The following is a 25619-nucleotide window of genomic DNA, read 5'->3' as shown; positions in this document are numbered from 1 at the left end:
CCACCCCCGCCGTTTGGGAGGATGCACCCATGCGACGTCGTTCCTTCGCCCGGCGTGCCCTGCGACGGACCCGGCCCGTCCTCCGGGCGCTGGACAACGCCGGCACCTCCGGCGCGCAGATCGCCACCTGGGTCGCGCTGGGCCCCTCGCTGCTGCCCCGCACCTGGTGGATGACGGCCATCAACGTCGGGCTCTCCCAGGCCTACGGCTACCTCGTCGGCGAGGGCGTCGTGGCCGCGGCCCGCGGGGTCGGGCGCGCCGCCAAGTTCCGCTCGGACCTCTCCCCCGCCACCGGGCGCCGCGCGAAGGCGGTCTGGCAGGGGGCGCTCGGCGTCGGCACCGCCGTCGCGCTGTCGCTCTCGCTGCGGCGCCAGCGCGAGATCTCCGCGCTGACGAACACCGCACCGGTGCCGGCCCTCGGGCACGTCGGCGGGATGGCGGCGGGCACCGCCGGCTTCGGCGCGCTCCTGCTCACCGCGCGGGCGACGACGGTCGGCGCCCGCGCGATCTCGCCCGCCGTCCGACGGGTCGCGCCGAAGGTCCTCGTCCCCCTCGTCTCGACCGGCCTGGTCGCCGGCGCGGTCCTCTACGTCTCGGACCGCTTCGTCGTGCGCAGGATGCTGCGCCGGATGGCGGTCCAGGCCAAGGAGCAGAACGCGCGACGGGCCCCGGGGCGCGAGCAGCCCGTCGAGCCGGAGCGCTCGGGCTCACCGGCGTCGGTGGAGGCGTTCGAGACGCTGGGCCGCCACGGCCAGGTCTTCGTCAGCGACGGACCGCGCCGCGCCGACATCGAACGCGTGACCGGGCGTCCGGCGATGGAGCCCGTCCGCGCCTACGCCGGGTTCCTCGAGGACCGCGAGATCGAGGCGACCGCCCAGGCCGCCGCCGACGAGCTGGTCCGGGCCGGCGGGCTGGAGCGCAGCGTCGTCGTCGTGCTCACGGGGACCGGCTCGGGCTGGGTGCAGGAGTGGAACGGCTCCTCGATCGAGTACCTCACCGGCGGTGACTGCGCGATCGTCTCCATGCAGTACTCCTACCTGCCGAGCGGGCTCGCCTACGTCTCCGACCGGCTGACCTCGCGCCGGGCCGGAAGGGCGCTTTTCGAGGCCGTCGAGCGCGAGGTCCTCGCGGTGCCCGCCGAGCGCAGGCCCAAGCTGTACGCCGGCGGAGAGTCCCTGGGGACCGACGGCGGTCTGGCCGCCTTCTCCTCGGCGGCGGACATGCTCGAGCGCACCGCCGGCGGCGTGTGGATCGGCACACCGAGCTACACGCCCATGTGGCGCGAGCTCGAGGCCTCCTCCCGGCGCGGCTCGCCGCAGGTGCTGCCGATCATCGACCACGGCCGCCATGTCCGCTTCGTCTCGCGCCCCGGCGAGCTCACCCACGGGCAGTACGGGGAGCCGTACGTGCCGTGGGAGGAGCCCCGGCACGTCTTCCACCAGCACTCCAACGACCCGGTGGTGTTCTGGTCGCCCGAGCTGCTGTGGCGCGCACCGCGGTGGATCCGCGAGAAGGCGGGCCGCGAGGTCTCCGACGCCGTCAACTGGTACCCGTGGGTGACGTTCTGGCAGACCGCCGTCGACATGCCGAGGTCGGTCACGCTGCACGGGGGCACCGCCCACAGCTACCACTCCGAGCTGCTGCCGAGCTGGGCCGCGGTCCTCGGGTACGACCTCGGCCAGGATCACACCGAGCTGCAGCAGGTCATCCGGGCGGGCCTCGTCCCGGGCCGCTGACCCGTCACCGTCGAGGGTGCGGTGCGTCGCCGTCGGGACTGCGGTTCGTACCCGCCGCCCGCCTCAACCGGCCGGCCCGGCCCAGTCCTCGAGCAGCCCGGCCTGGATGTCGACCGCGGTGCGCTGGAGCCGCGCGACGACGTGCGGGATCCGCACCGCCGGCATCCGCTGCGTCGGCCCCGCGACGGCGACGGCGGCCACCGGCGCGGCGGCCCCGTCACGGACCACCACGGCGACGGCGGTGAGGTTCGCCCCCGACTCGCTCACGTTCGTGGCGAACCCGCGGCGTGCGACGAGCCGCAGGTGCTCGAGCACCTCGTCCGCCGAGGACAGCGTCGTGTCGCCCAGCACCTGGGCGCCGCGCGGGTAGAGGTTGCGCACTGTCTCCGGGGGCAGCGCCGCGAGGATGGCCTTGCCGGCGGCGGTGGCGTGGGCCGGCAGGAGCAGCCCCACCCGCAGGGGCGTGTGCTGCTCGTGCAGGCCCTCGAAGCCGGCGACGAACCGCACGCCGTTGCCCTGCAGCACGGTCAGGTGGGTGGTCTCCTCGATCTCGTCGCGCAGCCGCTCGAGGACCGGGGACCCGACGTCGATCAGGACCTCCCGGGTCACGCGCGGCAGGGCCGGCTGCTCCGGCAGGGTCACCCGGTGGTACGGGCCACCGGGATCGGGCTGGCGCACGAGGCCGTGACGCACGAGTGCGCCGAGGAGCCGGTGCGCGGTCGACCGTGCGACCCCGAGATGGGCGGCCGCCTCGTGGACCCGGATCTCGCCCCGGCGTCCGACCTCGGCGAGGAGCTCGAGCGCGTTGTCGACCGACGTCGGCCGCGACCCCTCGCCCGTGCTCATGCGCCCATCTTCCGTCACGCCCGACGCCGGTACCGTGTCGCGCCGGTGCCGACCCGGGTCGCCAGGCGGGCGACCCGGGTCGGCACCGACCTCACTCGGACCGCGGGAACAGCGCCTCGAGGTCGACGTCCTCGCGGGCGAACAGCCCGTACTGCGCCCCGGCGTCGGCGACGTACTCGACGGACTCCATGTTCACCTCGGTCGGAAAGGCCGGCAGGGTGAGCTCGGGGATGATCTCCGGGTCGATCTCCGTGTACTCGGTGAGCACGTCACGTGCCTCGTCCGGGTTCTCCGTCGCATACGTGAGGGACTCCGCCGTCGCCTCGACGAAGGCCTCGACGACGTCCGGGTTCTCCTCGGCGAACACCGCCGTGGTGAAGTAGACCGCGACCGTGAGGTCCGGCGTCGCCTCCGCGTACAGGGTGTAGAGGTCGCGGAACCCGGTGTCGCGGCCGATGGTGAGGAAGGGCTCGACCTCCCAGATGGCGTCCACCTGGCCGCTCTCGAGTGCGGAGACCATGTCGGCGTGGCCGATCTCCACGAAGTCGATGGCGGACGAGTCGCCACCCGCGCGGTCGACCGCGTCACGGATGAGCGTGTCGTTGATGTTGCTCAGCGTGTTGATCGCGACGCTGTGCCCCTCGAGATCGGCCACCGACTCCAGCTCGCTGTCCTCGGGCACGAGGATCGCGCCGAAGTCGTCCTCCGGGTCCCCGGTCGACGAGGCGCCCGGGCTCACGACCTCCAGGTCGAGGCCGTTGGTCTGCGCGAGCATGAGCGAGGTCGTGTTCGAGAAGCCGAAGTCGTACTCGCCGGAGACGACCGCGGGCACGATCGCCGCACCGCCCTGCGCGCTCTCGAAGCTGAGGTCGATACCGTGTTCCTCGTAGATGCCCTGCTCGACCCCCAGGTAGAGCGGAGCGACGTCGAGGATCGGGATGACGCCGATCGTCACCTCGGTCAGACCCGAGGCTCCGTCGCCGCCGTCCCCGGCCGAGGTGCTCTCGCCGCCGCCACAGCCGGCGAGCACCAGTGCTCCCGCGCCGACGATCATGAGGCCTTTACGCATGCTGTTGTCCTTCATCGAGGTGGTGGCGGCCATGTCAGTGGGAGTCATGACCGAGGTCGACGTTGATGTGCTTGAGCTCCATGAACTCGTGGATCCCCTCGAAGCCCCGGGTGCGACCGACCCCTGAGGCCTTCATCCCGCCCGAGGGGACCTCGGCGAACGTCCGGTTGTACCGGTTGAGCCAGACGGTTCCGAAGTCGAGCGCCCGCGCCGAGCGCCACGCGCGCCGGAGGTCGTTCGTCCACACCGCCGCCGCGAGCCCGAAGTCCGTGGCGTTGGCGCTGCGGACCGCGTCGTCGTCGGAGTCGAACGTCTCCAGGGTGACGACGGGCCCGAAGATCTCCTCGGTGAGCAGTCGCGTGTCGATCGCGTCGCCGGCCACGACCGCCGGGGTGAGGAACTCGCCTGGCAGATCGAGCCCGGCCGGTCGGTCACCGCCGACGAGCAGCGTGCCGTCCGCCCTGGCGATGTCGAGGTAGCCACGGATCCGCTCGGCCTGCGCGGCCGAGATGATCGCGCCCGTGTCGACCGACGGGTCGTCCGGGTGCCCGACGACCATCGCGGACACGCGGTCGACGAGGCGGTCGCGCACCTCGTCGGCGACCGACCGGTGCGCGAGGACCCGCGAGTTCGCCATGCACATCTGCCCGGCGGTGATGAACGCGAAGGTCATGATCGCCTCGATCGCGGCATCGAGGTCGGCGTCATCGTGGAGGATGCTCACGCCCTTGCCGCCGAGCTCGAGGAAGGGTCGGGCGAGGCGTCCGCCCACCGTCCGGGCGACCGTGCGTCCGACCTCGGTGGAGCCGGTGAAGGCGACGACCCTGAGCCGGTCGTCGGCGCTGAGCTGCTGCCCGACCTCCGCGCCGCCCACGACGACGTTGAGGACCCCGTCCGGGACGTGCCCGTCCGCGAGCTCGACCGCACGGGCGGTGGCCAACGGCGTGAGGGGCGCCGGCTTGATCACCGTCGTCACGCCGGCCGCCAGCGCGGGCGCCATGTCGCGCAGGAGGAGGAACAGCGGCCAGTTCCAGGGCGTGATGAAGGCCGCGGGGCCGACCGGCACCCGCGCCACGTGCCCGACGCTGCCGTCGGGGAGCTCATGGGTCGTCCCCGCGACCGACCGTGCTGCGCCGGCGTTGTGACGCAGGGCGTCGACGGCCATCGCCACCTCGCGGTCACACTCGCGCCGGACCTTGCCCGTCTCGGCGCGGAGGATCCCGGCCAGCTCGTCGGCGTGCCGGTCCAGCTCGTCCGCCCAGCCGGCGAGGGCAGCCTGCCGGAGGTGGGAGTCGTGCCGCCACGGCCCACGGTCGAACGCCTCCTGCGCCCGTCCGATCGCCTGGTCGGTCGAACCGGCGTCGTCGAGGGCGACGTCGCCGAGCACCGCCCCGGTCGCCTTGTCGACAATCGTGTCCTGCATGGGTGTCCTTCCGGTCTGCGTGCTCATAGGAAGACGACACCGCCGTCGACGACGATGGTCTGTCCCGTGATGAATCCCGACTCCCGTCCGCCGAGGAACCGGACGGCGCCGACGAGGTCCTCGGCCACCATGGTTCGCGGGATCGCGCGGCGTCGCGCGGCCGTGGGGAGGTACTCCTCGCCGTTGAGCACGCGTGTCGCCTCGGTATCGACGAGGCCCGGCGCGACGGCGTTGATCGTGATGCCCCGCGTGCCGAGCTCGGGGGCGAGCGCCCGCACGAGGGCGATCACCGCACCCTTGGACGCGACATAGTGCGCGAAGTGCGGCACGCCCATGTGGACGGTCGACGAGGCGGTGCAGATGACGCGGGCGTCCGTGCCGCCCTCGAGCAGCGGCAGCAGCGCCCGCGTGACGAGCCAGGTGCCGGTGACGTTGACGTCGAGCACGCGCCGGAACGCCTCGGGCTCAATCTCCTCGAAGGGGACCTTCGCGCCGAGCGACTGGTAGATGCCGGCGTTGTTCACGAGCACGTCGACGGCGCCGAGGGCGCTACGGCAGTGCGCAGCGAGCGCGTCCACAGACCGCTCGTCGCTGATGTCGGTCCGCGCGAACGTCACGTCCGCCCCGTCGGCTGCCAGCTCCTCGGCCAGCCGAGCGCCGTCGTCGATGAGGTCCGCGATGACGACGCGGTCCCCGGCCGCGGCCAGCGCACGCACGAGTGCGGCGCCGATGCCTCGTCCGCCGCCGGTGACCACCGCCCTCCTCACCCCCGGGCCCCCACCCGGAGCGGCGTCCTTCTCCTCGATCGCATTCATCCCGTCTCCGTCCCTCGATGGCGCGTGCTGGCTGACCGGTGCTCGGGCGCCGGACGGCGCACGAGCGGTGAAGACATGAGTCCCGTTCGGGTACCACATTGACGTGGCACCACGTCAGGACGAGCGTCGTCCCGACGACGAGAGCCGCTCCCGGTCGTAGGCGGCCACCTTCTTGTACCGGTCGGAGATGGCCGTCATCTCCTCGGCGCTGATGACGTCCTCGATGCGCTCGAAGGGCTGGTCGCCCGTGCGCTCGTAGACCTCGCGGAGGATGGTGTCGGGCGGGTTCGTGCGGTTGGTCAGCACGACCTGAGCGGTGGCGGGCCGACGTTCGTCGTCGTAGGCGGTGAGCGCGGCAACGACGTCGTCGCTGCCCGTGAGGTGCCGCGCCAGCGCGGGGCAGTCGAGGATCGCCTGGCCGGCGCCGTTCGAGCCGCGAGGGATCATCGGGTGGGCGGCGTCGCCGAGGAGGGTGAGCCGGCCGAAGGACCAGCGGGGCAGCGGCTGCTGGTCGACCATCGGGTACTCGAGCACCGTCTCGGTCGCGCGGAGCATGGCGGGCACGTCCAGCCAGTCGAAACGCCAGTCCTCGAAGACGTCGAGGAAGTCCTCGAGCCGGCCCTGCCGGTTCCACTCGCGACGCTGCGGCCGGGGCCGCTCGACCTCCGCCACCCAGTTGACGAGCTGGCGGCCCGCGGCGTCGGGCGGACGGACGGGGTAGACCACCATCTTGCCGCTGGCGAGCCACCCGATCCGCGTCATCGACGCGCCGGTGAGGAAGGACTCCTGCTCGACGACCCCGCGCCACATGGTCACGCCCGAGTACCGCGGCGCCCCCTCGTCCGGGTAGAGCTGCGCCCGGATCGAGGAGTGCACGCCGTCCGCCCCGACGACGACGTCGCCGCGCGCCTCGATCTGTCGGCCTGCCTCGTCGACGACGTGCAGCACGGCGGACGTGCCCTCGTCGGTGGCGCCGGTGGCACGGTGACCGAGGTGGACGGCGTCGGCACCGAGCCGCTCCCGAACAGCGGCGAGCAGGGTGAGGTGGAGGTCGGCCCGGTGGATCGACAGCTGGGGGCGGTCGTAGCCGGCGAACCGGCCGGAGGGCTCGGTATGCACGTGCTGGCCGTGCCGGGTGAAGAAGGCTGCCTCCCGCGTCTCGACCGCCACCCGCTCGAGCGCGGGGAGCAGGCCGAGCCGGTCGAGCACGCCCGTGGCGTGGGGCAGCAGGTTGACGCCCGCGCCGATCGGACTGATCTCGGGCGCGGCCTCGTGGATCTCGCACCCGATCCCGGCTGCGTGCAGATCGAGGGCCAGGGTGAGTCCGGCAATGCCGGCTCCGGCGACGACGACCTTCATGCGTTGGCCACCTTCATGGACGACGCTCCCTCGCGACTGACGCGGTGCTGCCCACCGCCGGCACGGACCGGACGGCCCTGGCCGTGATGCTAGGAAGGTCGATCCTCGCCGGGCGGGAAAGCTGGTTCGAGTTCCGCAGGATAGAACCCCGACGGCGAATCGTGCCGAGAAGGTCCGCGAGCTACCGGAGAGTTCCTCAGGATCGAACTCACGCCCTGTTCCGTTCCCGCCGGCGGGTGGCGGTCTAGCGTCTCGATCACCCGGGTCCGCTCATCACCCGACCCGTACCGCCGCGGATGCGGCCCGGAAGCACCCAGGATGCGCCGACGCGTCCGCTCGCCCGAGGAGGCCCCATGTACCGATCGCGTTCGTTCACCCTGACCGCAGCCGTCACCGCGACCCTCGCGCTGGCTGCCTGCGGCGGGTCCGACGACGAGGCCACCGGCGAGTCCGGGAGCGAGGACGGGACCACGACGGTCCGGGTCGGTGAGACCGCCGGCATCCCGTCGGCCTTCCTCGAGTACGGCGTGCAGGAGGGCTACTTCGAGGCCGAGGGACTGACCGTCGAGATCGACACCTCGGCGGGCGGCGCGGCCGCGATCCCGGGCACGCTCAGCGGCGACCTCGACATCAGCGGCGGCAACGCGGTCAGCGCCCTGCTGGCCGCGGACCAGGGGCTGCCGCTCGTGCTGCTCGCCCCCGGCACCTTCGCCACCGACGACCCGGAGGAAGACTTCTCCGCGGTGCTGGTGCCGGAGGACTCCGAGATCGCCTCGACCGCCGATCTGACCGGTCGACAGGTCGCCGTCAACACCCTGCAGAACATCGGGGACATCACCATCTCCGCCGCCGTCGAGGCGGCCGGCGCCGACCCCGCCGGCATCGAGTACACGGAGCTGGGGTTCCCGGACATGCTGGCGGCCCTGGACTCCGGTCACGTCGAGGCGGCGTGGGTGATCGAGCCCTTCCGCACGATGGGCATCCAGGCCGGCGACCGCGTCGTCGCCCACCCGTACGCCGAGGCCTACCCCCACCTGCAGATCGGCATCTTCCAGACGACCCGGGAGTACGCCGAGGCGAACCCCGACGTGATCGAGGCCTTCCGCGCCGGACTGGCCGCGACGGTGGACGCCGTCGAGACCGACCCGGACGCGTTCCGCGAGGCGCTCGGCGAGATCTCGGACATCGACCCGGAGGTCGCCGAGCAGGTCGTGCTGCCGCACTACGGCCACGAGATCGACGTCGACTCCCTCGCCTTCCTCTCCGAGCGCATGGTGGCGGAGGGGTACATCGCCGAGCCGACGGACCTCGACGCCCTCGTGCTCGAGTGACGGATCGGCTCGGCCCCACGCCGGCGGTCCTCGTCGTCGCGCTGAGTGCCTGAGAGCCGGGGCCTCGAGACCTCTGGGCCTCCGGACCCCGGGACCCCGGGCGGGCGATCGCACCGCGGACGTCGCGCCCACCGCGCGCCAGGACGCCGCCGCACCTCTAGGCTCGGTCCCGTACCCGACGAAGGAGGACAACATGGGCAAGGTGTCGTTCCTGGCGGGCCTCGGCGTGGGCTTCGTGCTCGGCGCGCGGGCCGGCCGAGGCCAGTACGAGAAGCTCAAGCAGCAGGCGGCCAGCGTGTGGGAGAACCCCCGCGTCGCCGAGGTGCGCGAGCAGGCGACCGAGAAGGCGGGCGACCTGGCCAAGCAGGCCCCCGGCGCCGCGGCCTCCGCGGTCCGCAGCGCGGCGGAGAAGGTCGGGGAGGTCGTCGAGGAGCGTCGCGGGTCCTCCGACGACGCCGAGGACGACGGCACCATGCGTCCGACGCCCCCGATGCCGACCCCGCCGGGACAGGCCCCGTCGGACTCCTGAGATCGAGCAGCGTCCTGAGGCGGGGCGGGCGGCCACCCGCCCCCCACGGCTGAAAGCACGACGACGCCGGCGGGACCATGACGGTCCCGCCGGCGTCGTCGTCCCGGCCGGTCCCGGGCGCGGTCAGCGCCCAGGACCCGCACCGGTCAGAAGTACTGCGTGCCGAGGTCGACGCTCAGGTGCTCCGACGTCATCCCGCCCGAGGCGTCGGAGGCGAGGAACGCCACGACGTCGGAGATCTTCTCCGGCTCGAGCCAGCCCGGCTCGATGAAGGACTGCCCCATCTGGTTGACCTTCGGGTTCTCCTTGGTGGAGGCCTCGATGGCGTCGAGCATGCCGCCGCCGCCCATCGGGGTGGCGACGCCGCCCGGGTGGACAGAGTTCACGCGGATGCCGTGCAGCCCGAGCTCGACGGCGAAGCCGCGGGTCAGGCCCACGAGAGCGTGCTTCGAGCTCGTGTAGTGGATCATCATCGGCTGGACCTTCTTGCCGGCATAGCTCGAGATGACGATGACGGAGCCGCCGTTGCCGGCGTCGATCATGTGCTGCGCCGTCGCGGTGATCGTGTTCCACACACCGGTGAGGTTGATGTCGATCGTGGCCCGCCAGGACTCCTCGGTGATGTCCTGCCACTTGGCGGGCTCACAGATGCCGGCGTTGGCCACGACGACGTCGATGCTGCCCAGCTCCGCGACCGCGCGGTCGGCGGCGGCGCGCAGCGCGGCAGCGTCACGGACGTCGCCCTGGACGGTGATGATGCGCCGGTCGAGCTCCTCGACGAGGCGCTGCGTCTCGGCGAGGTCCTCGGCCGAGGCTGCGGGGTAGGGCAGGAAGTCACCGGCGGAGCCGGCGATGTCGTAGGCGACGATGTCGGCGCCCATCGACGCCAGCTTGACGGCGTGCGCGCAGCCCTGGCCCCGCGCCGCTCCGGTGATGAAGGCAACCTTGCCCTCGAGCTCCTTCGACATTGATCGATCACTCCTTGAGTTGGGGGGACGGAGGACGACCGGCCGGTCGGTCCGGCTGGTCGGTGAACAGTGGATGTGGCGCGCCGGAGCGCCCGGCCCACTCACGAGCGGGCGGCGACCGACTGGGGATCGGCTCGATCCATGTCGGTGGCCACCCGCTCGTCGGGAGCGAGGCGGCATGGCTCGCCCGCGGACCGCTCCTGCCGGGCCTACCGGTGCGCCGCGGAGCGCTCCTGGTCGATCGCGGCGTCGCTGCGCAGCTCGGGCACGCCCCAGACGTTGCCCTCGTCGCCGCCCGCGGTGATGGCGAAGTTCGGCGGCACCACGAGGTCGTCGACGGAGATCTGGTCGAGCGAGGAGTGGCCGTTGCCCATCATCGCGGCCTTGAGGCCGTCGCGCATGATGTCGAGGACGTTCTCGACGCCGCCCTGCCCGTTGGCGCTCATGCCCCACAGGTAGGCGCGGCCGATGAGGACGGCCTTCGCCCCGAGCGCGAGCGCCTTGTAGACGTCGCCGCCGCGGCGCACGCCGCCGTCCATGAGGACCTCGACCTCGTCCCCGACCGCCTGCGCGATCGCCGGCAGGAGCCGGATCGTGGCCGGCGTCGTGTCGAGGTTGTTGCCGCCGTGGTTGGACACGGAGATGGCGCTGGCACCGGCGTCGCGGGCGGCGCGGGCGTCGTCGACGCGGGTGATGCCCTTGACCATGAACAGGCCGTCCCACTGCTCGCGCAGCCACGCGATGTCGTCCCAGGACGGGATCTCGGTCTGGCGCCACCAGCCCATGGCCTCGAAGAAGCCGGGCTCGCGCTCGCCCTTGAGGACGGCGTTGGGCACCGTCAGCGCCGGCGGCCGCAGGGTCTTGGCCCAGTCGAGCGCGTAGTCGAACTTGCCGCCGATGACGATCTCGGGGATGTAGCCGAGGATCGTCTTGATGTTCATCTGCTCGGGGATCTCGGGGCTGCCCCAGTCGCGCCCGTAGCCGGAGGTCCAGTCGAGGGTGACGATGAGCCCGGCCGCGCCGGCGTCCTTGGCCCGCTGGGCCAGGGCGAGCATCTGGTCGCGCCCGCCGGACCAGTACATCTGGAAGAAGGTGCGGCCCGCGTTCGCGGCCATCACGTCCTCCATCGGCTTCGACGAGTAGGCACCCAGGCCCATCGCGGCGTTGCGGTTGTTCGCGGCCCGCGCGACGGCCAGCTCGCCGTCGGGGTGGACGGCCTGCACGCCGGTCGGCGAGATCATCACGGGCAGGTCGACGGGGACGCCCATGATCGTCGTCGAGGTGTCCTGGTCCATCGGGTTGCTGGTGATCTTCGGGGCGAAGCCGAGCTCGCTGAACGCGTCGATGTTGCCGCGCACCGTCGAGCCGCGCTCGGAGCCGGCGACGAGGGCCATGTACACGGAGCGGGGCAGCCGACGCTGTGCCCGCCGCTGGGCCTCGATGACGCTTTCGAACCACGGGTTGGCCATTGGGGGATGTCCTTCACTTGTCGGGGCGCCGGGGCGCCGGATGCCCGACGGCGGGGCGCCGTCGGGCGGGTCTGTCGTTCTCTGGTCAGGTCGGGTCACGTGCCGTGCGCGAGGATCCTCGACAGCGCGGACGGCAGGTCGCGGTGGCCGCGCACCGTCTCCAGCCGGCCGCGGCCGAGCCGGGCGAGGTCCCGGCCGAGGTCGACGTCCTTCTCCCCGGAGGTGTCCAGGAGGACGTCGAGCCGCGGAAGGGTCGCCGCCACGGTCCGCGGGTCGGGTCCGGCGTTGTGCACGCAGTCCGAGAGCAGCAGGACGCGGCCCTCGGACCCCGGCACGGTGCCGAGCTGCTCCCGCGCCAGGCGCAGGGGCAGCTCGACGTTGGTGAGCCCGCGCGCGGGGATGCGCACGAGCAGCTCCAGGATCTCACCGGGCGTGGTGCTGCGCCCCATCGGGGCGAGGATCGCGGCGTCGGACCAGAAGGCGACGACGGCGAGGTCGTCGCGGACCAGCTCGCCCACGAGCGCCCCGACGGCGGCAGCCGCCGAGCGGACGCGCTCACCGCGCATCGATCCCGAGACGTCGACGACGAGGACCACCGCGCGGCGCTCCCGTACCCGCTCACGCACGACGACGTCGCGCGCGTCGGGCACCGGGTTGGCGACGAGGTTGTCGACGGTCGCCTCGAGGTCGATCTCGTCGGCCCCGCCGATGAAGGGCAGGGACCGCACCTCGCCCAGACCGCGGCGCGCGGACTCCCGGCGTGGCGGCTGCGGGACGGCCAGGGCAGCGGCGATCTCGCGGGCGCGGCGCAGGGCCTCGGCGTCGGCCTCCTCGTCGAGGTCGGCCAGGTCGACGACCTCGCCCTCCTCGCCGGTCTCGCCGGGCGCGGCGGAACCACGCACGCTCGCTGCGCCCTTCCTGCCGCCGTCACCGGTGGCGACCAGCACCTGCCCGCCGCCCTCGCCGGGCGCGGGCTCGAAGACCCGCGGCTCCTCGTCGAGGACCTTGGGTCGGCGCCTGCGGCCCCCGCTCTCCGTCCGACGCCGGACGGGCGAGTCGGCCGCGACCTCTCTTCAACCACCCTCGGCCGCCGCGGGGTGGAGGATGAAGTGGTCCTCCCAGATCTGGTGGACGACGCGCTCGGGCGTGGTGGCCGCGGCGGCGTCGACGTGGAGGCGGCCGGACAGGGCGACCATCGCGGCGTCGCGCACCGTCTCGGCGTAGCGGCGTCGGGGCGTGTCCTCCGAGGTCAGGCGCCCTTCGCCGGCGGTCTCGACGCCGCGCATGGCGAGCAGCTGGGCGGCGACGAGCGCGAGGTCGATGGCCCCGCGCACGGAGCTGCCCTGGCGGGTGTCCTCGTGGTCGCGGGTGGCGCGCGTGAGCGCGACGGCGTCGGCGAGGACCGCCTCGGCGAGCGCCCCCGGGAGGTGGGCGCCGTCGTCGGGGCCGGCGGAGGTGCCGACGGGCTGGTCGCTGCCGGCGGGGGCGAGCCCGGTGCGAAGGGCGACGATGGCACGCTCGGAGGCGGCGTCCTGGTAGTCGACGACGAGGCGGTTGAAGCGGTCGTGCACCGAGGAGGACAGGCGGGTGGTGCCGACGTTGTCGTAGGGGTTCATCGAGGCGATGACCCGGAAGGTCGGCAGGGCGGTGACCGTGCCCATGCGCGGGACGGTCACCTCCCGTTCGGCCATGGCGGTGAGCAGGGTGTTGAGGGTGTCGTCGGGCGCGCGGTTGAACTCCTCGATGTAGAGGAAGCCGCCCTCGCGCATGGCTCGCACGAGAGGGCCGTCGACGAAGTTGTCGTCCTTGTACCCCTCGCGCAGGACGCGCGCGGGGTCGTGGCCGCCGATGAGCTTGCCGGGGGTGAGGTCGGCGTTGCCCTCGACGAGGACGAACGGGATCGCCCACTCCTCGGCGATCGCGCGCAGCAGGGTGGACTTCGACGTGCCGGGCGGGCCCTCGAGGAGGATGTCCCGCCCGGCCGCGACCGCGGCGAGGACCAGGTCGAGCTCGTGCTCCCGGCCGACGACGCGGGCCCCCACGCTCGCGCGCATGCGGGTGACGTAGGCAGTGTCGCGAACGCCGGTCGACTGAGTGCTCATTCCTGGTCCTCGCGTGGGTAGGTGGTGGGTGTGGGCTTCGGGACGACGTCAGGTCATCGGGATGGCGGTACGGACGGACGGGCCGGCGCACGGCGAGGTCGACGACCTGACGAGCGCCGGGAAGGCGCTACCACTGAGTCATGCCACCGTCGACGGCCATGGAGTGGCCGATCAGGTAGCTCGACTCGTCGGACAGCATGTAGAGGACGGCGTTCGCCATCTCGCGCGGGTCGACGGAGCCGCCCTGGTGGAACTGGCCGTAGGTCCCGAGCAGATGCTCGTTCCCGCCCTTGGCGGCCTCCTCGAACTCCGGGAAGATGCCGTCCCCCATGGGTGTCGCGATGCCGCCGGGGTGGAGCGTGTTGACCCGGATCCTGTCCTTGGCCAGCTCCGCCGCCATCACCTTGCCGAGGCCGGTCACACCGAACTTCGCGGACACGTACGCGGCGTTGAAGGGGCCGCCCTTGAGCCCGTTGGCCGAGGAGACGAGGACGACGGACCCGCCGTTGCCAGCCTCCCGCATGGCGGGGACGGCTGCGCGAGCGGTGTTCCAGACGCCGATGAGGTTGATGTCGACGACGGTGCGGAACTCCTCCTCCGTGAAGCCGTCCCAGCGCCGCGCGAGGTCGATGCCGGCGTTCGCGACGATGCCGTCAAGACGTCCGCCGAGCTCGGCGACACCGTCCGTCACGACCTGCGCGAGCCGCTCCGCGTCACGGACGTCCGCGTCCGCCGCCACGATGCGGCGGTCGAGCGCCTCGACCTGTCGCACGGTCTCGGCCAGGTCATCCGCGGTCGAGGCCAGGTAGCCGATGCCGGGCACCGGCTCGCTGATGTCGACCGCGATGATGTCCGCGCCCTCCTCCGCGAGCCTGACGGCATGCGCACGCCCCTGACCGCGAGCAGCACCGGTGATGAAGACGACCTTGCCTTCCATGCGTCCTGCCATGACCTGTCCCTCTCCATCGACGACGTGTCGTTTCTCTTACATGCGTAAGCACATGCAGACGCATGGATATTCCTTATTGCTCGGTGCGATGGTCTTGATCGACCGAGCACCTGCGGCCGCGAGGGCGGGCGCCCGCTGTCGTCGTGGGCGCCCGCCCAAGCGGGCCTCGCGCAGGCGTGTCAGGTCTGCGACATGCCGCCGTCGACGTGCATCGAGAGTCCGGTCGTCCAGGTCGACTCGTCGGAGAGCAGGTAGAGGATCGCGTTCGAGATCTCGCGCGGCGACATGAGAGCGATCCCCTCGCCACCCCGCGGGAATCCGTTGAGCATGGGCAGCAGACCCGGATTCTCGCTCTCCAGCTGCATGATCCGGTCGACGCCCTGGGCCATATGGGTGTCGACCGGCCCCGGGTGGATCGTGTTGACGCGCACCTTGTCCTTGCTCATCTCCTGGGCGAAGGACTTGCCGAGTGCGGTAACGCCAAACTTTGCCGCGTTGTACGGCGCGTTGAAGGGACCGGGCTTGATGCCGTTCGCCGACGAGATGAGAACGATGGATCCGCCGTTCCCAGCCTCGATCATCGTCGGCGCGGCCGCCTGCACCGTGTTCCAGACGCCGGTGAGGTTGATATCGATCGTCGTCTGCCAGTCGTCCTGACTGAACGCGTTCCAGTGGTTGAAGATGTCGATCCCGGCGTTCGCGACGATGCCGTCGAGGCGGCCGCCGAGCTCGGCCACCCCCTTGTCGACGACCTCCTTCAGGCGAGCGGGGTCCCGGACGTCCCCCTGCTCGGCGATGATCCGGCGATCGAGCGCCTCCACCTGCTTGACGGTTTCCGCAAGGTCCTCGGCCGTCGCACCGTCGTACTCCGTGACGCCCGGGATCGGCTCGCAGATGTCGACGGCGATGATGTCGGCGCCCTCCTCGGCCAGGCGCAGCGCGTGGCTGCGTCCCTGCCCGCGTGCGGCACCGGTGATGAAGACGACCTTGCCTTCCATACGTCCAGCCATGATGCGTGACTCCTTCGTCGTGATCGGTGGTGATCGGGTCGCGGCCCTGCGGGTCGGTGCGGAGCCCCGGCGCGGCCGCCTACGCCGGGGCTCCGATCGGTCAGAGCGTGAAGCCGGCGTCGACCTTGATCTCGGTGCCCGTGACGTACCGCGCCTCCTCCGAGGAGAGCCAGACGATGGCATTCGAGATGTCCACCGGGTCGACCGCGGACACGGGCAGGGCGTGCAGCGCCTGGATGCGCTCCCGGAAGTCGCCCTCGCCGGGGCTGTCCAGGTCCGGCGCGAACAACCGGTACAGGGCGTCGTTGAGCACCATCGGGGTGTTGACCGACGTCGGGTGCACCGTGTTAACACGGATGCGGTGCGTGCCGAGCTCGAGCGCCAAGGTGCGCATCAGACCGACGACGCCGTGCTTCGCCGCCGTGTAGGAGCCCACGTTCGCGGTCCCCTGGAGCCCGGCGGTCGAGCTCGTCAGGACGACGGACCCACCGTTGCCGGCCTCGATCATGTGCGGGGCGGCTGCCTTGACCGTGCGCCACACGCCCTTGAGGTTGATGTCGAGCATCGTGTCCCAGGACTCCTCGGACTCCTCGACCGCTGGAGTACCGAAGGTGAAGATGCCGGCGTTGGCCGAGACGACGTCGAGCCGGCCGCCGAGCTCGGCGACGCCTTCGTCGACGACGGCCTTGACCGCCGCGGGGTCCCGCACGTCGGCGGTTCGGGCGACGATCCGCCGGTCGAGCGCCTCGACCTGGCGGACCGTCTCGGCGAGGTCCTCCTCGGTCGGTGCCGGGTACTCGACGCCGTCGACCGGCGCGCAGACGTCGAACGTGATGATGTCGGCGCCCTCCTCCGCGAGGCGCAGGGCGTGGGAGCGACCCTGCCCGCGCGCACCTCCGGAGACGAGCGCAACCTTGCCTTCAAGACGTCCTGCCATGGTGGGTGACTCCTTCGTCCAGTCGAACTCTTGTCGTGCGCGGGATGGCGACGTTGGCTCTACAGCGTCGTCTGCCCGAGGTCCACCTTGAGCTGCTGCCCGGTGATGTAACGCGCCTCGTCCGAGGCCAGGAAGAGCAGAGCGTTCGAGATGTCGATCGCCTCGACCCATGGGAGCGGCATGGCTTGCAGCCCCTTTGCAACCTCCGCGAACTCTTCCCGAGTCGGGTTGTCGTTGTCAGGGAGGAAAAGCTTGTACATCGCCTCGTTCTGGATCATGTCCGTGTCCACCTGCGTCGGGTGGATGGAATTGACCCGGATGTTGTCCCCGGCAAGCTCGAGCGTCAACGTCTTCATGAGCCCGACGACGCCGTGCTTGGCAGCAACGTAGTGGGACAGGTTCGCGTACGGCTTGATGCCCGCCGTCGAGCTCGTGAGGATGATCGATCCGCCGTTGCCGCCAGCCTTGATGTGCGGGATCGCCGCCTTCGCCGTGTGGCGCACCCCGGTGAGATTGATGTCGATCATCTCCTGCCAGCCCGCCTCGGACTGGACCTCAGTCGGGTTGAGCTCGCCCACGATGCCGGCGTTGCCGGAGACGATGTCGAGCCTGCCGAGCTCGGCCACGCCCTCGTCCGCGACAGCCTTGACCGCGTCGAAGTCCCGGACGTCGGCCTCACGCGCGATGATCCGACGATCGAGCGCTTCGACCTGACGAACGGTCTCCGCCAGGTCCTCGGCCGTCGGACCCGGATAGGGGTTCGTCTCTATGTCTCGGCAGATGTCGAAGGTGATGATGTCGGCGCCCTCTTCTGCGAGGCGCACGGCGTGGGATCGTCCCTGCCCGCGCGCACCTCCCGAGATGAATGCGACCTTTCCTTCTACTCGTCCAGCCATGATGTGACTCCTTCGTCGAGATCAGGTCCGTTGAGATGTGTCTTTGCGCATCGGTGTGCGCCTACTTGATGAGCGTGCCCGCATCGACCGGCAGCGGGACGCCTGTGATGTACCGGCCCTCGTCCGATGCGAGGAACAGCAGCGCGTTGGAGATGTCGACGGCCTCGACCCAAGGGATCGGGAGCGCCTGCATCGCCTGAGAAACTTCCGCAAAGTCGTCCGGCGAAGGTGACTCCTTGCCAGGGACGAAGAGCTTGATGATCGTGTCGTTCATGATCATCGGGGTGTCCACCTGCGTGGGGTGGATCGAGTTCACCCGGATCTTGTCGGGTCCGAACTCGAGCGCCATCGCCTTCATCAGTCCGACCACGCCGTGCTTCGCCGAGACGTAGTGCGCCTGATTCTCGTAGGGCTGCAGACCGGCGGCCGAGCTCGTGATGACGATCGCCCCTCCGTCACCGGTGGCCTTGAGGTGCGGCAGGGCTGCCTTGGCGGTGTGCCACACGCCGGTGAGATTGACATCGATCATCGTCCGCCAGCCATCTTCGGACAGTGTGTCGGCCTTCCCGAGCTCCCCCGCCATCCCGGCGTTCGCCGCGACGATGTCGAGACGCCCGAGCTCCGCCACACCGTCGTCGACCAGCGACTTCACGGCGTCGTAGTCTCGAACATCGACCTGCCGAGCAATGATGCGCCGGTCGAGCGCCTCGACGGCGCGCACAGTTTCTTCGAGATCCTCCGGTCGTGCCCCAGGGATCGAGCTGGTCTCGACGTCCCTGCAGATGTCGAACGCGATGATGTCGGCGCCCTCCTCCGCGAGGCGCACGGCGTGGCTGCGCCCCTGACCCCGCGCCGCCCCGGAGATGAACGCGACCTTGCCTTCTACTCGTCCAGCCATGATGTGACTCCTTCGTCCTGATCAGTGGTGAAACGCTTGCGGCCGTCGTCGTCGGGTCGGCACCCCGGCACGGCCGCGCACGCCGGGGCGCCGACCGGTCAGAGTGAGCCGCCCGCGTCGATCGGCAGCGGCACGCCGGTGATGTAGCGCCCCGCGTCGGAGGAGAGGAAGAGGATCGCGTTCGAGATGTCGACGGGCTCGACCCACGGGATCGGCAGGACGTGCAGCGACTGCGACACCTCTGCGAAGTCGTCCATCGTCGGGTTCTCGAGATCGGGTCGAAAGATCCGCATCTGGTCGTCGTGCATGATCATCGGGGTGTTCACCTGGGTGGGGTGGACCGAGTTGACCCGGATCGAGTGGGGGCCGAGCTCCTTGGCGAGCGTCTGCATGAGGGAGACGACACCCGCCTTGGCCGCCGAGTAGTGCGCGATGTTGGCGTTCGCCCGCAGGGACGCACCCGAGCTGGTCAGCACGATCGAGCCGCCGTTGCCGGCCTCGATCATGTGCGGCGCCGTCACCTTGGTGGTGATCCACTGGCCCGTGAGGTTGATGTCGATCATCTGCGACCACGCCTCGTGGCTCAGCTCGACCGTGGGCATCATCGGGCCCGAGATGCCGGCGTTGGCGCAGACGACGTCGAGCCGGCCTCCGAGCTCGGCCACCGCGCCGTCGACGAACTCCTGCATCGCGGCCTCGTCGCGGATGTCGACCTTGCGGGCGATGATCCTGCGGTCGAGAGCCTCGACCTGTCGCACGGTCTCGTCCAGGTCCTCCTGCGTGCCACCCGCGTACGGGATGAGGGGCACGTCCTCGAGGAGGTCGACGCCGATGATGTCGGCCCCCTCCTCCGCAAGGCGTACCGCGTGGCTGCGGCCCTGGCCGCGCGCGATGCCGGTGATGAAGGCGACCTTGCCCTCGAGCAGTCCTGCCATGTCGAGCAGCTCCTTGGGGTCGTACGTGGATGGTGAGCGCGTCGGTCAGCGTCGTGCGTGCCGTCTCATCCGATGTGGTTGCCGGCGTCGACGGGGAACTCGATCCCGGTGACGTACCGGGCCTCGTCGGAGGCGAGGAACAGCAGCGCGTTCGACAGGTCGACAGCCTCGATGAGGTCCACCGGGTACGGGTTGAGCACGTGCGTGACCTCGAGGAAGTCCTCCTTGGTGGGGTTCTCGAGATCGGGCCGGAAGAGGTCGTACATCGGCTGCATGAACGTCATGTCGGTGGCCACCGTCGTCGGGTGGATCGTGTTGACCCGGATCTTGTCCTTGGCCAGCTCGAGCGCGAGGACGCGCATGACCCCGATGACGCCCATCTTCGCGGCGACGTAGTGCACGACGTTCTGCGCCGGCTTGAGCGCGACGACCGAACTGGTGATCGTGATCGATCCGCCACCGCTGGCCCGCAGGTGCGGGATGGCCGCGTTGCACGTCTTCCACACGCCCGTGAGGTTGATGTCGATCATGTCCTGCCAGGTCTTCTCGTCGAGCTCCTCCGACGGGCGGAACCCCGAGACGATGCCGGCGCTGGCCGAGACGATGTCGAGCCGGCCGAGCTCGGCCACGCCCTCGTCGAGCACCTCCGTGAGGCGAGCAGCGTCGCGGACGTCGGCCTGCCGCGCGACGATGCGGCGGTCGAGCGCCTCGACCGCGCGGACCGTCTCGTCCAGCTCCGCCTGCGTGCCCATCGCGTACGGGGCGCTCTCGACGTCCTCCAGGATGTCGACGGCGATGATGTCGGCGCCTTCCTGTGCCAGGCGGATCGCGTGGCTGCGCCCCTGGCCCTTCGCCGCGCCGGTGATGAAGGCGACCTTGCCCTCGAGTCGTCCTGCCATGGTCATGCTCCTGACGTCGTCGTTCGTCCGCGCGGGCGCGTCCGTGCGCCCACGCGCGGGTGGGTGGTGGTCCGCGCGGGGAAGATCGCGGGCCGGTCGATGTGGTGACTGGCTGTAGGGCGGGTCAGTCGATGGGTGAGGCGGGGGGTCAGCAACCGCAGCTGCCTCCCCCGCAGCACCCGCCGCCGGTGGACATCGTCGTGTCGGCGATCGCTGCGCCGTCGGGGCGCTGCTGCGCGGTCGTCGTCGGCCGGAACCCGGCGAGCGGGTTCTCGTCGCAGTCCGACGTCGGCGGCCGGGTCGGGCCGGACGCCCCACCCGGAGCCGCACCCGCACCCGGCGGGACGAACCCGGCCAGCGGGTTCTCCTCGCAGGCGCTGACGGGCGGGCGGTCCGGCACGCCCATCCCGATGGTCACCGGCACGGGCCGCGACTTCGCGCGCGGACGGGGCGGCGAGGTCCGGTGCGAGCGGTCGACCGCGGGGCGCGGCATCTCCATGTCCTTCTCGCGGGCCTGCAGCATCTCCTCGCCGATCCCACGCACGCACTCGGGGTCGGGGCCGTCCAGCGGGAGACCGGTGAAGAACTTCGCGGCCATGCAGCCGCCGCGACAGGTCTCGAGGAACCCGCAGCCGGCGCAGGCGCCGCCGGTCTGCGGCTCGCGCAGCTCGGTGAACAGCTCGGACTCGCGCCACACGGAGGCGAAACCGCCGTCGACCGTGATGTTGCCGGCCTTGAACGCGTCGTGGATGGCGAACGGGCAGGCGTAGACGTCGCCGACCGGGTCGATGAGGCAGACCACGCGGCCGGCGCCGCACAGGTTGAGCCCCGGCAGCGCCTGACCGTAGGCGGACAGGTGGAAGAACGAGTCGCCCGTGAGCACGCCCTCGCCGCGCGCGACCAGCCAGTCGTAGAGTTCGCGCTGCTGCTCGGGCAGCGGGTGGATGTCGTCCCACACGTCGACGGCGCGGCCGGACGGGCGCAGGCGGGTGATGCGCAGCGTCGCACCGTACTCGTCGGCGAGGTCCTTGAAGGCGTCGAGCTGCGGGATGTTGTGCCGCGTCATGACCGCGGAGATCTTGAAGCCCTCGACCCCGGCGTCGCGCAGGTTCTGCATCGCCCGCACGGCGAGGTCGAAGGAGCCCTTGCCGCGCAGCGCGTCGTTGACCTCGGCGGTGGCACCGTCGAGGGAGATCTGCACGTCGATGTAGCCGTTGTCCGCGATGCGGCGGGCCGCCTCGGGAGTGATGCGCACGCCGTTGGTGGAGAACTTCACGCCGACGTCGTGGCTGGTCGCGTACTCGACGATCTCCCAGAAGTCGGGGCGGACCGTGGGCTCACCGCCACCGATGTTGACGTAGAAGACCTGCATGCGCTGGAGCTCGTCGATGACGGCCTTGCACTGCTCGGTGGTCAGCTCGTCCGGGTCGCGCCGGCCCGAGGCGGACAGGCAGTGCGAGCACGAGAGGTTGCAGGCGTAGGTCAGCTCCCAGGTCAGGCAGATCGGGGAGTCGAGCCCACGCTCGAAGTGGTCGACGAGGCTGGGGCGCCTATCGGGGGCGATGGTCACGGGGAGTCCTCCTGCGGTCCCGTCCCCGCGCCCGACGGCGAGGCGGCCTCGCGCAGGTCGCTTGCCCCGGCGGGGGTCGGGTCGGTGGTGGGCGCCCGGTCGTCGTCGACCGGGAGCAGCATGTCGGTGTCGGCCAGCCGCTGCAGCGCGGCGACGAACCCGTCGCGGCGGGGACCGTCGACGTCGAGGGCGTCGAGCGCCGCGGCGATGCTGGTGAAGTCGCCGAGCACGGACACAAGGTCGACGAGGCCGACGTCCTTGAGGAAGCTGAGGCGGCGGGTGCCGAAGTGGTACAGGAGGGCGCCGAACGGCTCGGGCCGGACGGCCACCCGGGGGTGCAACCGCCAGGCCGTGCCAGTATCGAGGCTGGTCCCCGAGCCCGGCACGGCCTGGTCGGCGGCTGTCGCGGTCACGGTCAGTAGACCCCGCACATGCCGTCGATCGAGACGTCCTCGACGAGGTCGTCCGCGGTGACCGTGTTGACGGCAGACTCGGTGGACTGCGTGGTGGACCTGTTCATGGTTCCTCCTCGAACCTGGACCTTCGTCCCGTGTGGGCCAGCCCACATCGGCTTATGGAGACGGTATATGACACTGGGTGCCAGTGCAACGGAGGCGAGACGGAGATGAGCACGATCGACGGCGACGAGACCGCGGCGCCACGGCCTGCCGGCCGGCCCCGTTCGACGACCCACGACGAGCTCGCGACGATCGGCGTCGAGCTCTTCACGCGCCACGGCTACGGCGAGGTGTCGGTCGAGCAGATCGCCTCGGCCGCAGGGGTCTCGCGGCGGACGTTCTTCCGCTACTTCGCAACCAAGGCCGACGTCGTGTGGGGGGACTTCGAGGCCGAGGTCGAGCGGCTGCGGTCCGCCCTGGGGCAGATCGACGACGACGTGCCGATGATGGCCGCGCTCCGCACCGCCGTCGTGGAGTTCAACCGCGTGCCGCCCGAGGGGATCGCCCAGCACCGGGCACGGCTGCGGCTCATCCTCACCGAGCCGGACCTCATCGCACGCTCGCTGCTGAAGTTCGAGGGCTGGCGCCTGGCGATCGCCGAGTTCACGGGGCGGCGGTTGGGCCAGCCGGCCGGCGCCTTCGGACCGCAGCTCATCGGCGAGGTCGCGCTCAGCGCCGCGATCGCGGCCTACCGCCAGTGGATCCCACGGCGGAACGTGGAGCTGACCGCGCTCATCGACTCCGCCTTCGAGACGATCATCGACCTCGAGCTGCTCGACGCGGAACACGCCGCGATCCTCACGCAGAGGGTGGGCGCCGGACGCACGGAGAAGCGCGACGCGGTCGGCTCGGGTGAGGGGGCCGGCGGTGACGAGGCACACGACGCCGAAGCACCCGACGCCGGGAGCGAGCACAGCGCCCACGATGCGCGGCCGGAGGACCGGCCGTGAGGCTCGCCGACGCGACGTGGCCCGAGGTCGAGTCGGCGGGCGGACGGGCGCACGATCGCGGTGAGCGCCGGATCCTCGTGGTGCCGGTCGGCTCGCTCGAGCAGCACGGCCCGCACCTGCCGCTGGACACGGACACGACGACGGCGCGCGCCGTGGCCGAGCGGATCGTCGCCGACCGACCGCAGGCGGCGCTCGCGCCCGCGATCCCGCTGGGCGCCAGCGGCGAGCACTCCGACTTCCCCGGGACCCTGTCGATCGGTACGACCGCCCTGCGCGACGTCCTCGTCGAGGTCGTCCGCGACTCGACGCCGACCTTCGACGCCGTGCTGGCCGTCAACGGGCACGGCGGGAACGCGGCGGCTCTCCGCGAGGCGGCCGAGATCTGCTCGACCGAGTGCCGGCTCCTCCGCAGGCACCACCTGGGGATGCCGGGCATGGACGCGCACGCGGGACGGTCGGAGACATCGCTGCTGTTGCACCTCGACCCCGCGCGGGTGCGGGCCGACCTCGCTGAGCCGGGGAACACCACGCCGCTGCGGGAGATCATCGACGTCCTGCGCACCGACGGCGTGCGGACCCTCAGCCCGAACGGGATCCTCGGCGACCCGACCGGGGCCAACGCCGAGGAGGGGGCGCAGCTGTTCGAGGAGCTGGTCGCACGGGCCCTGGCTGCCTTCGACGAGCTGGTCGCCGAGCAGGGCTGAGCGCGGGTCCGGAGAGACTGGGGCTCAAGGGCTCTGACAACGGCCGGCCGTCGGGCTCGGTCATCCGGCCCGTTACCGCAGGCGCAGCCGCGGCGCCAGCACGGCCCAGCACCGGCTGCGCACCGCGGCGCGCAGCACGCCGGTGCCGTAGGCGGCGTCGGCCAGCAGTCGCAGCGCGAGGTGGCGCAGCGGATCGAGCGGAGCATCGGGTCGATCCTCGTTCGGTTCGGAGACCGATTTCCCTCCAGTCACCTTTTTGACCTGACATTTCATCCATCGACGCGTCTGCACCCCCGCGTCTCCCAGGGTCGGCAGGAGCGCCAGGGCGACGGCGGCGCGCACCGGGCGTCGCACCCAGCCGGCCGGCGCGGCCCCTACGAGCGCACACGCAGCACCCACCGGCCACCACTCCCGACGCAGTGCCTGCGCGACGGTCGACAGCTCGAACCGGAGGCCAAGGACGCCGAGCTCAGCGCCGACGGCGAGCGGGACCCCGGCGGGCCGCAGCCCCCGAGCCGTGCGCGCCACACCGACGCCCGCTGCCAGCGCCCCGACCGTCGCGGCTCCGATCGCCGCGCCGATCGTTGCTCCGCCCCCCGGCGCAACAACGTCCGTCGCGGTACCGGCCCCCGCACGTCGGCCCGAGCACGCCCCAGCCACCGACCCCGCAGCCACCGGCCAGCCAGGCACCAACTCCTCAGCCACCGGCCACCCAGTCACTGCTGCCGCCAGGAGGGCTCCCGCCGCGAGCACGAGCACCGACTCCGGACTCAGCACGACCGGGCTCAGCCGTCCCGGGTGCCTCGCCTCGAGCGCCACCGCAGAAGTGCCGTAATCGGCGTGTCGACCAGCCCATTCGCTGATCATCGCTCGCACGTCATGGTGCACCTCGACGTGCGGGAGGTAGCGCACCTGCCACCCCTCGCCGACGAGACGCCACACGAGGTCCACGTCCTCCCCGACCCGCAGTCCCGGCTCGAAGGCGGGCGTCGGCAACGCCGACCGTCGCACGAGGACGGCGGCGGTCGGGACGTACCCGAGCTGCCCACCGGGCGCGACGCTGCGGGCCACAGCCCCGAGGTCCACCGATCCGCGGTGCCGCTCGAAACTCTCGAGCACGCCGGCCCGCGGCCGCGCCGCAGCACGCACCCGGGGCGCCACCACCGCGACCCGGGGGTCGTCGAGATGCGGGAGCAGGGCCTCGATCCAACCCGGCGTCGGGGTCGTGTCGGCGTCGAGGAAGGCGACGTACGGCGCCGTCGTGGCTGCGAGCCCGGCATCCCGCGCCCCGCCCGGGCCAAGATTGCGCGGCAGCACCACGAGCCGGGCACCGCGGGCGGCGCACACCTGCGCGATGTGGTCGGCGTCCGCGGGCGCGGAGGCGTCGTCGACGACGGTCACCGGCACGGTCAGCGCGGCCAGGCAACGATCGAGCGCGGGAGCCGGGCCGTGCACGGGCACGATCGCCTCGACCTCCCCGGCTCCCGGGGCGCGCGGCGCGGGCACGGGCAGGACCAGGCCGCGGTCGACGAGCAGGCGGGCGGTGGCGCGTTCGACGTCGTCGTGCGGGGTGGCGGGACGGTGCGACCGAAGGACGCAGCGGGCGAACGGCCGGGCCGGCTCCGAGAGCCGTGCGAGCCCCCACGGCGAGCCACCTAACGCGAAGCTCCCCAACGCGCGCGTGCGCGCACCTCGGGTGCGCAGGACCGGTCCATCGACCTCGGCCGGAGGTCCGGGGACCGGGGCTGGCTCCGGCCAGACATGCG

25 protein-coding genes are annotated in these 25619 nt (G+C 71.7%); 5 read left to right on the top strand and 20 right to left on the bottom strand.

Going from position 1 to position 25619, the window contains the following annotated elements:
• The first annotated feature begins 29 nt into the window (after nucleotides 1-29).
• A complete protein-coding gene (locus tag AC3D3D_RS10195; protein ID WP_463661962.1) occupies nucleotides 30-1736 on the top strand; it encodes an alpha/beta-hydrolase family protein in 1707 nt (568 codons plus the stop codon).
• Nucleotides 1737-1799: 63 nt separating this feature from the next.
• Here the strand turns inward: AC3D3D_RS10195 and AC3D3D_RS10190 are convergent, their stop codons facing one another.
• The 5 genes from AC3D3D_RS10190 to AC3D3D_RS10170 all read right to left on the bottom strand — a co-directional run bounded on the left by AC3D3D_RS10190 (nucleotide 1800) and on the right by AC3D3D_RS10170 (nucleotide 7248).
• A complete protein-coding gene (locus AC3D3D_RS10190; protein WP_463661961.1) occupies nucleotides 1800-2582 on the bottom strand; it encodes an IclR family transcriptional regulator in 783 nt (260 codons plus the stop codon).
• A 91-nt stretch (nucleotides 2583-2673) separates the two neighbouring features.
• A complete protein-coding gene (locus AC3D3D_RS10185; RefSeq protein ID WP_463661960.1) occupies nucleotides 2674-3699 on the bottom strand; it encodes an ABC transporter substrate-binding protein in 1026 nt (341 codons plus the stop codon).
• Nucleotides 3686-5074, bottom strand: a complete 1389-nt coding sequence (locus AC3D3D_RS10180) for an aldehyde dehydrogenase family protein (RefSeq protein WP_463661959.1) — start codon at nucleotides 5072-5074, stop codon at nucleotides 3686-3688. Before AC3D3D_RS10180 ends, AC3D3D_RS10185 begins: the two co-directional genes overlap by 14 nt.
• Nucleotides 5075-5097: 23 nt before the next feature.
• Nucleotides 5098-5889 (bottom strand): SDR family NAD(P)-dependent oxidoreductase, encoded by a 792-nt coding sequence (locus AC3D3D_RS10175; RefSeq protein ID WP_463661958.1) that lies wholly within the window; start codon nucleotides 5887-5889, stop codon nucleotides 5098-5100.
• Between the two features lie 114 nt (nucleotides 5890-6003).
• Nucleotides 6004-7248, bottom strand: coding sequence for a flavin-dependent oxidoreductase (locus AC3D3D_RS10170; protein ID WP_463661957.1), 1245 nt, complete (start codon nucleotides 7246-7248; stop codon nucleotides 6004-6006).
• A 353-nt stretch (nucleotides 7249-7601) separates the two neighbouring features.
• Between AC3D3D_RS10170 and AC3D3D_RS10165 the strand changes: the two genes are divergently transcribed.
• Both AC3D3D_RS10165 and AC3D3D_RS10160 read left to right on the top strand, forming a co-directional pair.
• Complete coding sequence (locus tag AC3D3D_RS10165; RefSeq protein WP_463661956.1) at nucleotides 7602-8579, top strand: ABC transporter substrate-binding protein; 978 nt, start codon at nucleotides 7602-7604, stop codon at nucleotides 8577-8579.
• Between the two features lie 193 nt (nucleotides 8580-8772).
• Entirely contained in the window at nucleotides 8773-9108 is a 336-nt protein-coding gene (locus AC3D3D_RS10160) for a hypothetical protein (RefSeq protein ID WP_463661955.1), read from the top strand.
• 146 nt (nucleotides 9109-9254) lie between these two features.
• On the opposite strand, the gene AC3D3D_RS10155 is transcribed toward AC3D3D_RS10160, so the two are convergent.
• The 14 genes from AC3D3D_RS10155 to mftA form a co-directional block, all read right to left on the bottom strand.
• Nucleotides 9255-10076, bottom strand: a complete 822-nt coding sequence (locus AC3D3D_RS10155) for a mycofactocin-coupled SDR family oxidoreductase (protein WP_463661954.1) — start codon at nucleotides 10074-10076, stop codon at nucleotides 9255-9257.
• A gap of 209 nt (nucleotides 10077-10285) precedes the next feature.
• Entirely contained in the window at nucleotides 10286-11545 is a 1260-nt protein-coding gene (gene mftD / locus AC3D3D_RS10150; protein ID WP_463661953.1) for a pre-mycofactocin synthase MftD, read from the bottom strand.
• A gap of 95 nt (nucleotides 11546-11640) precedes the next feature.
• On the bottom strand, nucleotides 11641-12492 hold the full coding sequence (locus tag AC3D3D_RS10145) for a vWA domain-containing protein (protein WP_488511940.1): 852 nt from the start codon (nucleotides 12490-12492) through the stop codon (nucleotides 11641-11643).
• A 126-nt stretch (nucleotides 12493-12618) separates the two neighbouring features.
• A complete protein-coding gene (locus AC3D3D_RS10140; protein ID WP_463662100.1) occupies nucleotides 12619-13599 on the bottom strand; it encodes an AAA family ATPase in 981 nt (326 codons plus the stop codon).
• A gap of 175 nt (nucleotides 13600-13774) precedes the next feature.
• Nucleotides 13775-14596, bottom strand: coding sequence for a mycofactocin-coupled SDR family oxidoreductase (locus AC3D3D_RS10135; protein WP_463661951.1), 822 nt, complete (start codon nucleotides 14594-14596; stop codon nucleotides 13775-13777).
• A 179-nt stretch (nucleotides 14597-14775) separates the two neighbouring features.
• Entirely contained in the window at nucleotides 14776-15606 is an 831-nt protein-coding gene (locus AC3D3D_RS10130; protein ID WP_463661950.1) for a mycofactocin-coupled SDR family oxidoreductase, read from the bottom strand.
• A 100-nt stretch (nucleotides 15607-15706) separates the two neighbouring features.
• Nucleotides 15707-16543: a mycofactocin-coupled SDR family oxidoreductase gene (locus AC3D3D_RS10125; RefSeq protein ID WP_463661949.1), complete on the bottom strand. Its 837-nt coding sequence runs from the start codon at nucleotides 16541-16543 to the stop codon at nucleotides 15707-15709.
• Nucleotides 16544-16602: 59 nt separating this feature from the next.
• A complete protein-coding gene (locus AC3D3D_RS10120) occupies nucleotides 16603-17439 on the bottom strand; it encodes a mycofactocin-coupled SDR family oxidoreductase (RefSeq protein ID WP_463661948.1) in 837 nt (278 codons plus the stop codon).
• 61 nt (nucleotides 17440-17500) lie between these two features.
• Entirely contained in the window at nucleotides 17501-18337 is an 837-nt protein-coding gene (locus AC3D3D_RS10115) for a mycofactocin-coupled SDR family oxidoreductase (RefSeq protein ID WP_463661947.1), read from the bottom strand.
• A 98-nt stretch (nucleotides 18338-18435) separates the two neighbouring features.
• Complete coding sequence (locus tag AC3D3D_RS10110; protein WP_463661946.1) at nucleotides 18436-19272, bottom strand: mycofactocin-coupled SDR family oxidoreductase; 837 nt, start codon at nucleotides 19270-19272, stop codon at nucleotides 18436-18438.
• 65 nt (nucleotides 19273-19337) lie between these two features.
• Nucleotides 19338-20171: a mycofactocin-coupled SDR family oxidoreductase gene (locus tag AC3D3D_RS10105; protein ID WP_463661945.1), complete on the bottom strand. Its 834-nt coding sequence runs from the start codon at nucleotides 20169-20171 to the stop codon at nucleotides 19338-19340.
• A gap of 148 nt (nucleotides 20172-20319) precedes the next feature.
• A complete protein-coding gene (mftC, locus tag AC3D3D_RS10100) occupies nucleotides 20320-21741 on the bottom strand; it encodes a mycofactocin radical SAM maturase (RefSeq protein ID WP_463661944.1) in 1422 nt (473 codons plus the stop codon).
• Nucleotides 21738-22154 carry a mycofactocin biosynthesis chaperone MftB gene (gene mftB / locus AC3D3D_RS10095; protein WP_463661943.1) on the bottom strand — a complete coding sequence of 139 codons (417 nt, stop codon included), beginning with the start codon at nucleotides 22152-22154 and terminating at the stop codon, nucleotides 21738-21740. Before mftB ends, mftC begins: the two co-directional genes overlap by 4 nt.
• Nucleotides 22155-22156: 2 nt before the next feature.
• A complete protein-coding gene (mftA, locus tag AC3D3D_RS10090) occupies nucleotides 22157-22261 on the bottom strand; it encodes a mycofactocin precursor MftA (RefSeq protein ID WP_463661942.1) in 105 nt (34 codons plus the stop codon).
• Nucleotides 22262-22366: 105 nt separating this feature from the next.
• On the opposite strand from mftA, the gene mftR reads away from it, so the two are divergent.
• On the top strand, nucleotides 22367-23149 hold the full coding sequence (mftR, locus tag AC3D3D_RS10085) for a mycofactocin system transcriptional regulator MftR (RefSeq protein ID WP_463661941.1): 783 nt from the start codon (nucleotides 22367-22369) through the stop codon (nucleotides 23147-23149).
• Nucleotides 23146-23853, top strand: coding sequence for a mycofactocin biosynthesis peptidyl-dipeptidase MftE (gene mftE, locus AC3D3D_RS10080; RefSeq protein ID WP_463661940.1), 708 nt, complete (start codon nucleotides 23146-23148; stop codon nucleotides 23851-23853). Before mftR ends, mftE begins: the two co-directional genes overlap by 4 nt.
• Nucleotides 23854-23925: 72 nt before the next feature.
• Here the strand turns inward: mftE and AC3D3D_RS10075 are convergent, their stop codons facing one another.
• Nucleotides 23926-25527, bottom strand: coding sequence for a glycosyltransferase (locus tag AC3D3D_RS10075; RefSeq protein WP_463661939.1), 1602 nt, complete (start codon nucleotides 25525-25527; stop codon nucleotides 23926-23928).
• Nucleotides 25528-25619 lie beyond the last annotated feature (92 nt).

Source organism: Georgenia sp. X1117, assembly GCF_057784635.1.
The sequence above is the reverse complement of the archived record's forward strand: the minus strand, read 5'-3'. Positions and strand labels throughout refer to the sequence as shown.